The sequence below is a fragment of the Nocardiopsis sp. NPDC006938 genome, assembly GCF_042869555.1.
In the GTDB taxonomy this organism is placed as follows: Bacteria; Actinomycetota; Actinomycetes; order Streptosporangiales; family Streptosporangiaceae; genus Nocardiopsis.
Genome location: NZ_JBIAGA010000023.1, coordinates 17,862 through 31,161, shown reverse-complemented (window position 1 = coordinate 31,161; position 13,300 = coordinate 17,862). Strand labels below are relative to the sequence as shown.

General features: G+C 72.6%; 12 protein-coding genes. 3 read left to right on the top strand and 9 right to left on the bottom strand.

Annotated features, from left to right (window positions below):
- The first annotated feature begins 96 nt into the window (after positions 1–96).
- The gene (locus tag ACFYL4_RS25030; RefSeq protein ID WP_357769308.1) at positions 97–891 is read left to right on the top strand and encodes a VOC family protein; all 795 of its coding nucleotides are present in this window, start codon (positions 97–99) and stop codon (positions 889–891) included.
- A gap of 117 nt (positions 892–1,008) precedes the next feature.
- Here ACFYL4_RS25030 and ACFYL4_RS25025 read toward each other — a convergent pair whose 3' ends face one another.
- The 5 genes from ACFYL4_RS25025 to ACFYL4_RS25005 form a co-directional block, all read right to left on the bottom strand.
- The gene (locus tag ACFYL4_RS25025) at positions 1,009–2,580 is read right to left on the bottom strand and encodes a long-chain-fatty-acid--CoA ligase (RefSeq protein WP_387521548.1); all 1,572 of its coding nucleotides are present in this window, start codon (positions 2,578–2,580) and stop codon (positions 1,009–1,011) included.
- The gene (locus ACFYL4_RS25020) at positions 2,565–3,539 is read right to left on the bottom strand and encodes an amidohydrolase family protein (RefSeq protein ID WP_387521546.1); all 975 of its coding nucleotides are present in this window, start codon (positions 3,537–3,539) and stop codon (positions 2,565–2,567) included. The genes ACFYL4_RS25025 and ACFYL4_RS25020 overlap by 16 nt, the downstream gene beginning before the upstream one ends.
- A gap of 49 nt (positions 3,540–3,588) precedes the next feature.
- The gene (locus ACFYL4_RS25015) at positions 3,589–4,272 is read right to left on the bottom strand and encodes a hypothetical protein (protein ID WP_387521544.1); all 684 of its coding nucleotides are present in this window, start codon (positions 4,270–4,272) and stop codon (positions 3,589–3,591) included.
- A gap of 151 nt (positions 4,273–4,423) precedes the next feature.
- A complete protein-coding gene (locus ACFYL4_RS25010) occupies positions 4,424–5,263 on the bottom strand; it encodes a DMT family transporter (RefSeq protein ID WP_387521542.1) in 840 nt (279 codons plus the stop codon).
- Positions 5,264–5,393: 130 nt separating this feature from the next.
- Positions 5,394–5,879 (bottom strand): Lrp/AsnC family transcriptional regulator, encoded by a 486-nt coding sequence (locus tag ACFYL4_RS25005; protein WP_357769316.1) that lies wholly within the window; start codon positions 5,877–5,879, stop codon positions 5,394–5,396.
- A gap of 202 nt (positions 5,880–6,081) precedes the next feature.
- On the opposite strand from ACFYL4_RS25005, the gene ACFYL4_RS25000 reads away from it, so the two are divergent.
- Positions 6,082–7,359, top strand: a complete 1,278-nt coding sequence (locus ACFYL4_RS25000; RefSeq protein WP_387521540.1) for a CynX/NimT family MFS transporter — start codon at positions 6,082–6,084, stop codon at positions 7,357–7,359.
- A 258-nt stretch (positions 7,360–7,617) separates the two neighbouring features.
- Positions 7,618–8,967: an MFS transporter gene (locus tag ACFYL4_RS24995; protein WP_387521538.1), complete on the top strand. Its 1,350-nt coding sequence runs from the start codon at positions 7,618–7,620 to the stop codon at positions 8,965–8,967.
- A 147-nt stretch (positions 8,968–9,114) separates the two neighbouring features.
- Here ACFYL4_RS24995 and ACFYL4_RS24990 read toward each other — a convergent pair whose 3' ends face one another.
- The 4 genes from ACFYL4_RS24990 to ACFYL4_RS24975 form a co-directional block, all read right to left on the bottom strand.
- Positions 9,115–9,840, bottom strand: a complete 726-nt coding sequence (locus tag ACFYL4_RS24990) for an anti-sigma factor domain-containing protein (RefSeq protein WP_387521593.1) — start codon at positions 9,838–9,840, stop codon at positions 9,115–9,117.
- An 8-nt stretch (positions 9,841–9,848) separates the two neighbouring features.
- Positions 9,849–10,442: an ECF RNA polymerase sigma factor SigK gene (gene sigK, locus ACFYL4_RS24985; RefSeq protein ID WP_387521536.1), complete on the bottom strand. Its 594-nt coding sequence runs from the start codon at positions 10,440–10,442 to the stop codon at positions 9,849–9,851.
- Positions 10,443–10,634: 192 nt separating this feature from the next.
- Complete coding sequence (locus ACFYL4_RS24980; RefSeq protein WP_387521534.1) at positions 10,635–11,294, bottom strand: fasciclin domain-containing protein; 660 nt, start codon at positions 11,292–11,294, stop codon at positions 10,635–10,637.
- Positions 11,295–11,417: 123 nt separating this feature from the next.
- Positions 11,418–13,178, bottom strand: coding sequence for a molybdopterin-dependent oxidoreductase (locus ACFYL4_RS24975; RefSeq protein ID WP_387521533.1), 1,761 nt, complete (start codon positions 13,176–13,178; stop codon positions 11,418–11,420).
- Between the last annotated feature and the right edge of the window lie 122 nt (positions 13,179–13,300).

Genomic DNA, 13,300 nt, shown 5'->3' with positions numbered 1-13,300 from the left:
CGGGTCGGTTCGGTCGTTGTCAAGACTTTGCCCCGCTCATCCCCGGCATGGCGACGCCCTGGAGCACACTCGTGTGGAGCCAAGACGGGAGGCACCATGCTCACCACCGACTACGTGATCGGTTCACCCTGTTGGGTCGAGCTGACCGCCGCCGACGTGGACCACGCGCTCGACTTCTACGGCCGGGTGTTCGGCTGGACCGCGGAGTCGGCCGGTCCGGACACCGGCGGCTACATGCTGATCCGGTACGAGGGTTCGATGATCGGCGGGCTCGGTCCGAGGATGACCGACGACCAGCCCATCACCTGGACGATCTACTACAACACCCCCGACCTGGACGCGACGTTCCGGCGGGCCCGGGAACTGGGCGCGACGCCGTACGTGGAGCCCATGGACGTCATGGGCCTGGGCAGGATGGCACACGTGGGCGACCCGCAGGGCGGGGCGGTCGCGCTCTGGGAGGCCGGGACCCTGCCGGGCATGGAACGCACCGACGATCCGAACACCCTCGTGTGGACGGAGCTGTGGACCCCCTCGGCCGAGGGCGCGAGGGAGTTCTACGGCGGCCTGTTCGGCTGGGAGTTCGCGGACTTCGAACTGCCGGGTTCCGCGGGCGTGTACGGCGTGGCCCGCCCGGCGGGCCTGGGTGACGACCGGGCCTTCGGCGGGATCATGGGCGTCGGCGCCGCGGACCTGGCCCGGACCCGAGGGGGCGCCGACTGGCATCCCGTCTTCCACGTCGTCGACTGCGACGCGACCGTCGACCGGATTCGCGGGGCCGGGGGCGAGATCAACATGGGGCCGGACGACGTCCCGGGGGTGGGGCGGCTGGCGGTGGCCGTCGACCCGGCCGGAGCCCTGTTCGTGCTGCTCACCCCGAACCCCGGGTAGGCCCGGTACGGGCGTCGGCGACCGGCCCGGGCGCTCGCCGACGAGCGCGTCGACACCCGGCACACGTGCCCGCGCTCCGCGGCCCCGCCCGAGTCGGCGTCGGGCGGGGCCGCCGCCCTACTGGCGTGAGACGGCCGAGGCACCGCCGCGCAGGACGAACTTCTGGATCTTGCCGGTGGCGGTCTTGGGCAACCGCTCCACGAACTCCACCTGGGTGGGGGCCTTGAAGTGCGCGAGGTGTTCGCGGGCGAAGGCGATGATCTCCGCTTCGGTGGCGGTGGCACCCTCACGCAGCACCACGGACGCGCGCGGGGTCTCCCCCCAGCGCTCGTGCGGGACCCCCACGATCGCCGCCTCCAGTACGGCCGGGTGCCGCAGCAGCACCCCCTCCACCTCGACGGACGAGATGTTCTCGCCGCCCGAGATGATGACGTCCTTGATCCGGTCCTGGATCTCCACGTAGCCGTCCGGGTGGGTGACGGCGGCGTCGCCGGTGCGGAACCAGCCGTCGCCCATGGCCAGTTCGGTGGCCTCGGGGTCGTTGTAGTAGCCCTTCATCACCACGTTGCCGCGCACGGTGATCTGCCCGACGGTCCTGCCGTCCCAGGGCACCTCGGCGCCGTCCGCGTCCACCACCCGCAGTTCTCCGGAGGTGATGAGCTCGACCCCCTGGCGGGCCTTGAGCGCGCCCCGTTCGCGCACGCCCAGGTCCCGGTGCTCGGGCCGGGGTTCGCACACCGTGATGAAGGGTGTGGTCTCCGTCAGGCCGTAGACGTGGGTGACGGTCCAGCCGAAGTCCTCCTCCAGCCGTTCGATGGTCTCGGCGGCCGGGGAGGCCCCGGCGGTGACCACGTGCACTCCGGGCGGGACGGAGCCGCGCACCGCCTCGGGAGTGTTGGAGAGCATGATGAGCACGGTGGGAGCGGCGCACAGCCAGGTGACCTCCTCCGCCCGGATCAGCTCGAACACCCGTGCCGGGTCCATGGCGGGCAGGCACACGTGGGTGCCCCCTGCCGCCGTGACCGTCCAGGTGTAGGTCCAGCCGTTGGCATGGAACATCGGGAGGGTCCACAGGTACCGCTCGCCGAGGCCGATCCGCAGGTGCAGCAGCGTCCCCACCGAGTTCAGGTACGCGTTCCGGTGGGTGATCATCACCCCCTTGGGGCGCGCGGTCGTTCCTGACGTGTAATTGATGGTGAGCAAGTCCGATTCCGCGATCTCCGGGCGGTCGAAGTCGGCGGAGGAGGCCGCGAGCAGGGACTCGTAGTCCTCCCAGCCGTCGCGGGCGCCCTCCAGGGCGACGAACCTCTCCACCCCGGGCATGCGGTCGCGGACGCCGTCGACGGCGTCGAGCTGGTCGGCGTGCACGCACAGCACCCGGGCGCCGGAGTGGTTGACGATGTACACGAAGTCGTCCGCGGTGAGCCGGAAGTTGACCGGGACCAGGACCGCGCCCAGCTGCGGGACCGCGTAGAACGACTCCAGCTGGGCGTGGGTGTTGGGCGCGATGTAGGCGACCCGGTCGCCCTTCCCGACCCCCATGGACCGGAGCGCGGACGACCAGCGGTCGCAGCGGTCGAGGAACTGTTCGTAGGTGAACCGGTGGCCGCGGTCGACCACCGCCTCGCGGTGGGGGTGCAGCCTGCGGGTCCGGCGGGCGAACTCCAGGGGTGTCAGGGCGAGTTCCATCGTTCCCTCTCTGTGTGGTGCCGCCCGGTGTCGGGCGCCGGTGCGGGGTCGTCTGGGCGGGCACGGAGGCCGAACAGCGCGGCGGCGTTGTCGTGCAGGACCCCGCGCAGCCAGTCGTCGCCCAGGTCCAGGCCGGTCAGGGCCCGGAGCTGGTCGAGGTAGCGGTAGGGGATGTTCGGGAAGTCGGAGCCCAGGAGCACGCGGTGGCCGAGCGCGCGCAGGCGGGGCAGTTCGGCGCGGGGGAAGGGAGAGCGCCGCTCGGTGAAGGGGGTGAACGCCATGGTGGTGTCCAGGTGGACGCGGTCGTACCGTTCGGCCAGATCGAGGAAGGCCGTGTACTCGGGCGCGCCGGCGTGAGCGATGACGGCGGTCAGGCACGGGTGCTCGCGCAGCACCTCCTCGAAGGGGCCGGGGCCGGTGAAGTTCCCGGGTTCGGGCCCGGAGCCGCAGTGCACCACCACGGGTGTTCCCGAGTCGGCGAGGGCGCCCCACACCTCCGACAGCAGCGGGTCGCGGGGATCGTAGCCGCCGACCTGGAGGTGGGCCTTGAAGACGCGGGCACCGGAGCCGATCGCCTCGGCCACGTAGTCGCCCGCCCCGGGCTCGGGGTGGAAGGTGGCGCTGCGCAGGGCGTCGGGGTGCCGGTCGGCGTAGTCGGCCGACCAGGCGTTCAGCCAGGTGGCCATGTCCGGTCGGTGCGGGTAGGACAGCGCGGTGTGGGCCCGGACCCCGAACCCTCGGAGGAGGGCGACCCGCTCGGTCTGGTCGACGCGGTAGCGGGGGTTGATCGGCCAGACCCCCTCGCCGAGGGCGTCGAAGTAGGCCCACACCTTGCGCAGCACGTTGGGGGGCATGAAGTGCGTGTGCACGTCCACGAGGCCGGGGAGTCCGAGCGCGCCCCAGATCCGGCGGACCCCGGTGTCCTCCCCGCCCTCGGGGGCGGATGAGATTCCAGTCACATCCGTCAGCCTACGACCGATCCGGGCCGCGCTCGGGGCCGGGGCGGGGTCAGGCGCCGCTGATCGACGCCGCGCCCACGAGCACGGCGATCGGGAACTGCTGTTCGTCCCACGCCTCCGTAGGGCACGACGCGCTGACCACCAGTTCGGCGTCGTCCACCCACAGCACGCCCATGCGGGCCGTGCGGTGCTCGTCGGGCGTGTCGAAGGTGACCTGCCGGGTCTCGAACTCGTGGGTCCGGCCCGAGTCGGCGACGATCCGGTAGGGGTCGGCGGGGACGTCGACCGGCGTGCTCCCCGCCCGCTCGGCCACGTTCTCCACCAGGGCGTCGAGGGTCCCGCCGGGCTCGAATCCGTCCCTGCGGGCCTGGTCGGTGCCGGTGGTCTGGCTGAACACGACGTCGCATCCGGTGCCGTCCTGGGTGGCCTGGTGCAGGTTCATGTCGGCGCGGTACTGGATCTCCCAGCCCGTGGCGAACGAGGGGGCCGCCCAGTCGGGGGCCGTTCCCGAGGGGGAGGACGCGGCGTCGGGTGAGGGCGGGCCCCCGGGGGCGCGGTCGTCGGGCGACGCGGAGGGACGGTCGTCGGAGGGGGAGGCGGACACCGGGGAGACGCCGGGGTCGCGCGGATCGTCGGGGCCGCCGGGCAGCAGGCCGCAGCCGGTCAGGAACAGTCCCGCGCCGAGCGTCGCGAGGAGGAGCAGCGGCGGGGAGGTGGGTCGCTGGTTCTTCATACCCGTTGGGACCGCGCCCGGGCGGGCGCGGTTACTGAGTAGAAGTACTCACGCGGAGCCCGCGCCGGGGTGGGGGAGCCCGGTGCCCGTCACCGGAGCGCGGGCGCCCGGAGGTACTCCGGCCGCGTCCGGTGCGGCGCCCCCGCCGGGGTCACAGGGTGAGCAGGAGGACGCCGGTCACGACCACGGCGGAGGCGGCGATCCGGACGGGCCCCACCCGTTCCTTGAAGAACACCAGGCCGATCAGTGCCGCGAAGACGATGCTGGTCTCGCGCAGGGCTGCGATCCCGGCGACCGCCCCGGACAGCTGGGCCCACAGGACCAGGCCGTAGGCGCCCGCGCTCACCGCGCCGCCGATCAGGCCGACCTTCCAGATCGGCTTCAGCTGGTCGGCCAGTCTTCCCCGCCGGGTGGCCAGCGCCACCAGGAAGAACACCGGGCCCTGGAGCATCATGATCCAGGCGATGTAGCCGAGCGGGTTCTCCGTGAGGCGCACGCCGTAGGCGTCCACCACGGTGTAGGAGGCGATCGCGAGCCCGGTCGCGAAGGCGGCCAGCAGCGCGGGCGCGTGGTGGCGCCGGGGCAGCCCGCCCGCGAACACCAGGATCATCAGCCCGGCCGAGATGACCAGGACGCCGACGAGTTCCCGGAGGGGGAGCGCCTCGCCGAGCAGGACCGCGCCGATGAGGGCCACCACCCAGGGCGCGGTGCCCCGGGCCAGGGGGTAGACCTGCCCGAAGTCACCGGTCCGGTAGGACACCATCAACAGGGTCAGGTAGACCAGATGGGTGGCCAGGGAGCCCAGGAGGACCGGCCAGGCCTCGGGCGGAGGCATCCCGACCACGAACAGCAGCGGGAGGGTCGCGAACATCCCGCCCAGGCCGATCAGCGCGAAGCCGAGCAGGCGGTCGGTGATCGCGTGCGCGATCGCGTTCCACGCCGCGTGCAGGAGCGCCGCCACCAGCACCGCGACGACGATAGGTGTGGTCATTGGATGTCTCGCAGAAGGGGTCGGGGACCCCGCAAGGCTAGCCGTCGGCCCCTGCGCCGCCCCCGACCGCCCCCGCCGTGGCCCCCCGTCGTCCGCCCGCGTGGACCTGGTCTCCCGGTAGGGCGTGTGATCAGGGGTGGTGGCGGTCCCGGGCGTTGGCGGGCGCGATCCGGTTGTTGCGCAGGTGCTCGTAGACGATCGACGCCCGCACGTCGGCCACCTCCGGGCGTTCGGTCAGCTTGTCCACCACGAAGGCGTAGAGGCTGTTGTTGTCCGGCAGGGCCACGTGCACCAGGAAGTCCTCGTTGCCTGAGGTGACGAAGACCGACAGGGTGTCGGGCAGGGCGCGGACCCAGTCGCGGAAGGCCTCGATGTTGTGGCGCGAGGGCTTCACGACGCTCACGGTGATGAGCGCCTGGACGGGGCGGCCGATGAGTTCGAGGTCGACGTCCAGCAGTGAGCCGCGAATCACACCCCTTTCTCGCAGCGCGCGGGTGCGATCCAGGGTCGTGGTGGGCGACGCGCCCACCGCCGCGGCCACGTCGCGGTTGGTCTTTCGTGCGTCTGACTGGAGTTCGGCCAGGATCGCCGTATCTAGTTCGTCGAGATCAGCCATAACCAGAGTTTACCCGTACTTAATACGGGTGTTTGTATTTGACTCCGGAGCATGCGTAACATCTGAGCGAAAAGGTCGTATTTGGCTCGCCGGGGAGTGATCCTTCCCGGACGGCAGTGTCGCCCGCCGGTCGGCCCAGCACCGGTGCAACGCCGCACCACCGCAACGCCGCACCACCGCAACACAAGGGACGTCCGTCACCGTGAGACCTTCCTCCGCCGTGGCCGTCGCCGACCGACCGTCGGTACGCCCCAGGGCCCGGGGCCGTGTCCTGGCCCTGCTCGCCATCGTCTGCGCGGCGCTCAACCTGCGCCTCGTGGTCACCTCCCTCTCGCCTCTGCTGACCACCGTCGGCGAGGAGTTCGGGTTCACCGCCACCGTCGTGGGTGTCTTCGGCACCCTGCCGCTGGTGGCCTTCGCCGTGTTCGGCCTGGTCACCCCGGCCATCATGCGCCGTCTGGGCCCCGAGGCCACGGCCGCCCTGAGCATGCTGCTCGCCGGAGCGGGCCAGGTCATGCGCGCCTTCGCTCCCGACACCGTGGCCCTGCTCCTGCTCACCGGGATCGCTCTCACCGGCGCCGCACTGGGCAACGTCGTCCTGCCGCCGCTGATCAAGCAGTACTTCCCGGACCGGCTCGCCGCGCTGAGCACCGTGCAGATGGTCGCCATCCACCTGGGCGCCCTCTTCCCGCCCCTGGTCGCGATCCCCCTGGCGGAGGTCGCCGGTTGGCGTGTGGCGCTGGGGGCGTGGTCCTTCCTGGCCCTGGTCGCCGCGCTCCTGTGGGTCGTCCAGTGGCGGCGGCCCGGTGGCGAGCCGAACGCCGCCGTGTCCTCCGCGGGCCCCGGACTGGCCCGGCCGATCTGGCGCGTGGGCATGGCCTGGCGGATGGCGCTGCTGTTCGGGATGGTCACCTGGAACGTCTTCACGCTGTTCACCTGGCTTCCCGCCCTGCTCGACGACGCGGGCCACAGCCCCGCTCTCGCCGGGAGTCTGGTCTCCCTGATGGTCGGCGTCAGCCTGCTGTTCGGCCTGGTCGCGCCGATCGTCACCCTGCGCGCGGCCAACACCTTCCCGATCGTCGCGCTCGGGCTGTTCGGCTACGGCGTCGGTTACCTGGGTGTAGCCGTGGCCCCCGCGTACGCCGTGCTGTGGGTGCTCTTCCTCGGCCTGGGCACCAGTCTGTTCGTGGTCACCATGACCATGATCAACGCCCGCAGCTCCACTCCGCAGGGAGCCGCCGCCCTCTCCGGGTTCGTGCAGGGGGCGGGCAGCGGCATCGCCCTGGGCGGCCCGCTGCTGTTCGGCCTGTTCTACGAGCTGACCGGCGGGTGGACCCTCTCGTACGCGGTGATCGCGGGCGGTTCGTTGGCGGTGGCCCTGGTCGTGGCCTACGTCGAGCGCACCCCGTGGACGATCGAGGCGGCCGCCCAGCGGCGCCGCCCGGTCCGGTCGTCCGACCTTCCCGTCGTCGGTTCGTGAAGGGGGCGGCCGATAGTGGCCAATGGGTCGGATATGCGCCTTTCGTGTGGACTAGGGGTCGCCAATGCCACAACGGGCGCATAATGTCGGTCTGAGCAACCCCACCCCCGAAAGACCCTCCTTCGTGATCCCCGCCCACCCCTCCTGACGCCCACGACCCGCGCGAGACCGCGACGGGGGCGCTTGGGGGCAACCCTCGGAGCCGGGCCTCGGGGCACTCCCGGGAGCACCGGGCATCACGACGGGTGGTCGGACACCATGACGATCGATCGGCGGGCCCTCCTCCCGCCCCCGGGGCCTCCCCCGGTACCGGACCCCGCACCGGACTCGCGCCCCCCGCCGGGGGCCGCCGCCCCTACGCGACGGGCGCGCCGGAGCCGGGTCGGAGCCGCCTCCCTCCTGCGTAACCAGGACTTCCAGGTCCTCTGGTCGAGCCGCTTCCTCGCCGGACTGGGCAAGGAGAGCGGTGAGGTCGCCTACCCCCTGCTCATGCTGACGCTCGCCGGTTCCGCCGCCGGAGCGGGGCTGGTCGGCGCGGCCCAGGTGGCCACCACCATGGTGGCGGCGGTCGTCGGCGGCTCCCTCGCGGACCGGGTCAACCGCCGCGCCGTGCTGCTGGTCTGCGACCTCGGCCGCCTGATCCTGCTCGTCTCCTTCGCGGCGACCCTCATGAGCGGCCACGTCACGGTGCCGATGGTGATCGGTGTGGCGGTGGTGAGCTCGGCGTTGATGGGAGTCTCGAACCCGGTCGCCATGGCCGCGACCAAACAGTTGGTGCCGTCGTCGCAGATGGCTGGCGCGGCGGCGCAGAACCAGATTCGCTTCTTCACCACGACCGCGCTCGGCGCGCCCGTGGCCGGCTTCCTCTTCGGTCTGGGGCGCGCCTTCCCGTTCCTGACCGAGGCCGCCCTCTACCTGGTGTCGATGGTGCTGGTGCTGCGTGTCCGACGCCCCATGCAGGCCCACCGGGTCCGGGGCGAGCGGATGGGTCCGCGCGGTGCGGTGCTGGGGTTCGCGCTGCTGTCCCGGCACCCGATCCTGCGGCCGATGCTCGCGTGGATCGTCTGCTTCAATCTCGCGTTCACGCAGACGGGGGCGTTCCTGGCGCTGATCGCGACCGCCGACGAACGGGGCGCCTCCCACGTCGTGGTCGGGCTCACCGTCTCGCTCGCGGGCACGGGCGGGCTGGTCGGCGCGCTGGCGTCAGGGGTGGTCGTGCGCGTGGTGCGACCCAGCGCGATCCTCTTCTTCACCGCGTGGTCGGCGCCGGTGTGCGCGCTCGCCCTCCTGGTGGCGCCAGGCGTGTTGAGCCTCGGGTTGATCATGGGGCTGGTGTTCGCCGCCGTGCCGTGTGTGAACGCGGTGTTCTACAGCTACGTCGCCACGTCGGTCCCCGACCGCTACCAGGGCCGGGCGCTGGGGGCGGTGACCTTCATGTCTCTGCTCTCCCAGCCGGTCGGGATCGTCGCGGTCGGGCTGCTGTTCGACCTGGCCGGGCCCACGCTCGTGTTCCTGATGATGGCGGTGGTGTCGGCGCTGGCCGCCCTGTTCACCCTGGGACCCACCATGCGCCACCTGCCCCGCCCCGAGGAGATCGCGGAGCGCTGACCCCGGTGCGCGGGGCCCGCTCCGGGGCGCCTGGTGCCCTGCCGGTACCCGCGCCGGGACCCGACCCGGTACCCCGCCGGAGCCCGAATCGGGGCCGCGCCGACAGACGGCGCGGCCCCGCACGGGCCCGGGCCCGGCCTTCGGGGATCAGCCGGTGACCGGCATCGCCATCACCGGCTCCGAGGTGGGCTGCTCCGAGCCGCCCTCGGGCTCCACCGTCACCGCGACTCCCTCGGTGCCCTCGTCCGGGGTCGCCAGGATCGGCAGCACGAACCCTGCGCCGTCCACGGAGAGCACACCCGCCGAGTACACGCTGCCGTCCCCCCTGGTCAGCCAGAGCTGGTAGTCCGCGTCGCGCAGGTCCTCAAGACCGTGCGCGCTGAACACCAGGTCGCCCAGGGTCTCCGAATGCACCACGGAGACGCTCACCCCCTCCATCGGTTCGGCGCTGGTGGAGACCGCGTCCGGAGCCGAGATCACCGCCGCGATCCGCTGTTCGTTGGCCCGCAGCTGGTCCACCTGGCGGCCCTGTTCGAGCACGACCGCGCCCAACGCGATGACGGCGGCCACACACGCGGCCAGTGCCAGGCCCAGCACCCACGGCCAGGCACGGCGCCGGGGTTCGGGGAGGCGCTCGGGCGCGGGAGCCAGCTGCCGGGTACGGGCGACCTCCTCCAGCACCCGGTCCCGGAGCCCGTCCGGCGGGGTCCGGGCGGCGGCCGAGGCGAGCAGTGCCGAGGTCTCGGTGAAGCCCCGGACCTCCTGGACACAGGAGTCACAGTCGGCCAGGTGGTCCTCGAACCGGACGCTCTCACCGGGGGAGAGGGCGTTGAACGCGTAGGCGCCCGTCAGTGTGTGCAGGTCCTGCCCCATCGTGCCTCTCACCACTCCACCCCCAGGCAGTCCCTGAGCCTGATCAGCCCGTCACGCATCCTCGTCTTGACGGTTCCCAACGGCGCCGACAGCAGCCGGGCCACCTCGCGGTAGGAGTACCCGCCGTAGAAGGCCAGGCGCACCGACTGCCCCTGGAGTTCGGTGAGCGTGTCCAGACATCGGCGCACGCGTTCTCGTTCGAGCCGGTTGGTGGCCTCCTCCTCCACCTCGTCGTAGGGGCGACGGGTGTCGGCGGCGGCCGCCCGTGCCTCACGGTCGCTGCTGGCCTGTTCGGAGCGCACCCGGTCCACCGCCCTGCGGTGCGCCAGGGTCATCACCCAGGCCTGGGGGCTGCCCCGCCGCGCGTCGTAGCGGCAGGCACTGCGCCACACCTCGACCAGTACCTCCTGCGTGACCTCCTCCGACTGGGCCGGGTCGCGCAGGACGCGGCGTACCAGACCGTACACGGTGGGGCTGATCAGGTCGTAGACCCGGCCGAAGGCCCCCTCGTCGCCGCGTGCCACGAGGGGGAGCAGTTCCTCCAGCCGGGGCGGATCGGCGTCGTGGACCGCGTCGCGCGGTACGGCTGCTGCCCTGTCCATCCGGACCCTTCTCGTCTGGGTGACGCGTTGCTTCGTTCTCTCAGCGGGCTGAGCGGCGGGGGCCCGCGCCCCCGCCGCGTACGCCCCATGATCCCCGGGCGTTGTGGCGGTCCGCCGGACGGGGGACCGCCGGGAGCGTGGCCGGTCCGACCCCCCGGAGCCGGACCGGCCACGCCGTGGCGCGCCCTCTCATCAGGAGGGCATCAGGACGGTGTCGACGATGTAGACGGTCGCGTTGGAGGTCTGCACGTTGCCGCAGACCACCTTGGAGTCGCCGTTGACCGTGAAGTCCTCACCGGAGCCGGCGGAGGTCACGTCGTCACCCTGGAGAGAGGTGAACGTGCCGTCAGCGAGGGCGTCCGGAGCCTGGCGGCCCTCGACCACGTGGTAGGTGAGCACCTCGGTGAGCTGGTCCTTGTCGTCCAGGAGGGCGTTGAGGTCCTCCTCGGGGATCTTGTCGAAGGCGTCGTTGGTGGGCGCGAACACGGTGATGTCCTCGGCGGAGTTGAGCGTGTCGACCAGGTCGGCCTCTCCGACCGCCGTGACCAGGGTGGACAGCAGCGGGTTGTTGGACGCCGCCGTGGCGACCGGGTCCTGTGCCATGCCCTCGAAGCTGCCGTCGCCGTCCGCGGGGACCTCGGCACAGCCCGGGCCGAAGTTCTCACCGGCGGTCGCGGTGTCCCCGTCGGTGTTCTCGTCCATGCCGGTGCCCTCGGTCTCCTCGGCGGTACCGGCGTCCGTGTTCTCGGCGTCGGAGTCGTCCATGCCGCCGCAGGCGGAGAGGCCGAAGGCGAGCGCGGCGGCCGCGGCGGTGGCGGCGAGCGTGTTCTTGCGGGTGGCGGTGCGGATCATCGTTCTCTCCCTGTTCGGTGACTGCGTTCTGGTTCTGGTGTGTCCGTGCTGCGTGTGGTCGGTGGTGTACGTGTGGTTGGTGTGAGGTCTGGAGGGGGCAGGGCCCGCGAGGGGGCGTCGGCCTCAGGTGGCCGTGAATCGGATGCGGTGCCAGCCGGTGGCGCCGTCCGGAACCGGGTCCACCCGCTCGGAGGGCTGGGTGAAGCCGGTCGCGTCGGTGGCGCGCACCTCGACCGCGTGGGCGCCGGGTTCCACGGTGGTCTCGGCGACCCACTGGACCCAGGTGTCGATCCCGGGGACTCGCGCGAGCTCGGCCTCCCACCACTCACCGCCGTCCAGCCGCACCTCCACCCCGGCCACCCCCCGGTGCTGGGCCCAGGCGACCCCGGCCAGCACCACCTCCCCGGAGGCGACCCGGCCGAGCGGAGCGGGCACGTCGATCCGCGACATGGTCTTGATCGGTGCCCGCACGCCCCACCCGCGCTGCGCCCAGTAGGCCCGCTCGTCCGCGAAGCGGGTGAGCTTGATGTCGGTGACCCACTTGGTGGCGCTCACGAACCCGTAGAGGCCGGGGACGACGAGGCGGGCGGGGAACCCGTGCTCCGGGGGGAGCGGTCGACCGCCCATGCCCACGGCCAGCAGGGCGTCGCGGCCGTCCAGCACCGTCTCGGTGGGCGTGCCGCAGGTCCAGCCGTCACTGGAGGTACTGAGGATCTGGTCGGCGTCCGCGTGCACCCCGGCCTCCCGCAGCAGGTCGGCGAGGGGGAAACCCAGCCAGCGGGTGTTGCCGACCAGGTCGCCGCCCACCTGGTTGGACACGCACGACAGCGTGACGTCCGCCTCGACCAGGTCACGGGAGAGCAGCTCGGCCATCGTGATCTCGAACGGGCGGTCGACCCTGCCGTGCACGCGCAGCGTCCATCGGGAGGGGTCGATCCGGGGAACGGCCAGGGCGGTGTCAATCCGGTAGAAGTCCGTGGCGGGGGTGGTGAAGGGGGTCAGCCCGGGGACACCGAGGTCGACCCCGGAGGGCAGGTCCGGCAGGGGGTCGGCGGGTGTGGGCAGGGCCAGCCGTGCGGAGGGGTCCGCTCCACCGATCAGCGACGGCGCCCAGCGGCCGAGGGCTCCGGCGGTCCCGGAGGCGGCCAGGACCCCGGCGGTGGTGAGCACGAACCTCCGGCGGCCCGGACCCCGGCCCCCTCGGGGTGTCGCTGTCGCCGGGTCGGAGGCGACACCGTCCGCGTCCCCGTCCCCGGCCTCGTCCGCTGACGAGTCAGCGTCCGTCAGTGTCCTTGCGTCCGCAGACGAGCCCGCGTCACCGGGCTCGGCACCGTTGACCCGGGTGTCCCCGTCCGCTGGGGTGTTCCCGTCTACCTCGTTGCTCCCGCCCACCGGCGCGTGCCGGGGTCCGGTCGTGCGCACCCCCGCGCCGCGCAGCAGTACCGCGAGGGCGACGGCGCCCGCCGCCGCGCCGACGACCACCGCGACCGCGGCCCCCGGGTCGTCGGCGCGACGCAGGCCCACGGCGACGAGCCCCAGCGCCGTGAACGCCCCCAGCCCCACGTACCCCGCCACGGGGCGGCGTGAAGCCACGACACCCAGCGCCGCCCCGGACAGGGCCAGGACGACCAGCACCCCGGTGACCAGCACGGCCTTGTCGGCCGTGCCGAAGAGTGCGATCGCCCAGGACGTGAGGAACCGGGGGCTGTGGTCGACGAGCGCGTCGCCGACCGTGACCACCGGGGACGTCGCCCCGAGGAGCCCGGCGGCGAGTGCGCCGAACCCGAGCGCCGAGGCGACGACGGTCAGTCCGAGGGCCGCCCCGGCGCCCCGGCTCGTCCCGTCACGTGGCGGGGTCGGTTCCCCGCGTGTCCTGGTGGTCACATGGGGTATTCGGGGCCCACAGGGAAGCGGATGGGTGGGTGGCGGAACTTTTTTCGCGGCTTCCGGAAACGGCCGGTCGGTGCCGCTTGCCGACCCGGGCCCGGGCCCGCCGCGCCCACGGG

Coding starts and splice junctions, on each gene's coding strand:
- ACFYL4_RS25025 (WP_387521548.1), bottom strand. CDS start 2,580: ATGGAACTCGCCCTGACACCCCTGGAGTTCGCCCGCCGGACCCGCAGG.
- ACFYL4_RS25005 (WP_357769316.1), bottom strand. CDS start 5,879: ATGGCTGATCTCGACGAACTAGATACGGCGATCCTGGCCGAACTCCAG.
- ACFYL4_RS24990 (WP_387521593.1), bottom strand. CDS start 9,840: ATGGGGCAGGACCTGCACACACTGACGGGCGCCTACGCGTTCAACGCC.
- ACFYL4_RS25030 (WP_357769308.1), top strand. CDS start 97: ATGCTCACCACCGACTACGTGATCGGTTCACCCTGTTGGGTCGAGCTG.
- sigK (WP_387521536.1), bottom strand. CDS start 10,442: ATGGACAGGGCAGCAGCCGTACCGCGCGACGCGGTCCACGACGCCGAT.
- ACFYL4_RS25010 (WP_387521542.1), bottom strand. CDS start 5,263: ATGACCACACCTATCGTCGTCGCGGTGCTGGTGGCGGCGCTCCTGCAC.
- ACFYL4_RS24980 (WP_387521534.1), bottom strand. CDS start 11,294: ATGATCCGCACCGCCACCCGCAAGAACACGCTCGCCGCCACCGCCGCG.
- ACFYL4_RS24995 (WP_387521538.1), top strand. CDS start 7,618: ATGACGATCGATCGGCGGGCCCTCCTCCCGCCCCCGGGGCCTCCCCCG.
- ACFYL4_RS25015 (WP_387521544.1), bottom strand. CDS start 4,272: ATGAAGAACCAGCGACCCACCTCCCCGCCGCTGCTCCTCCTCGCGACG.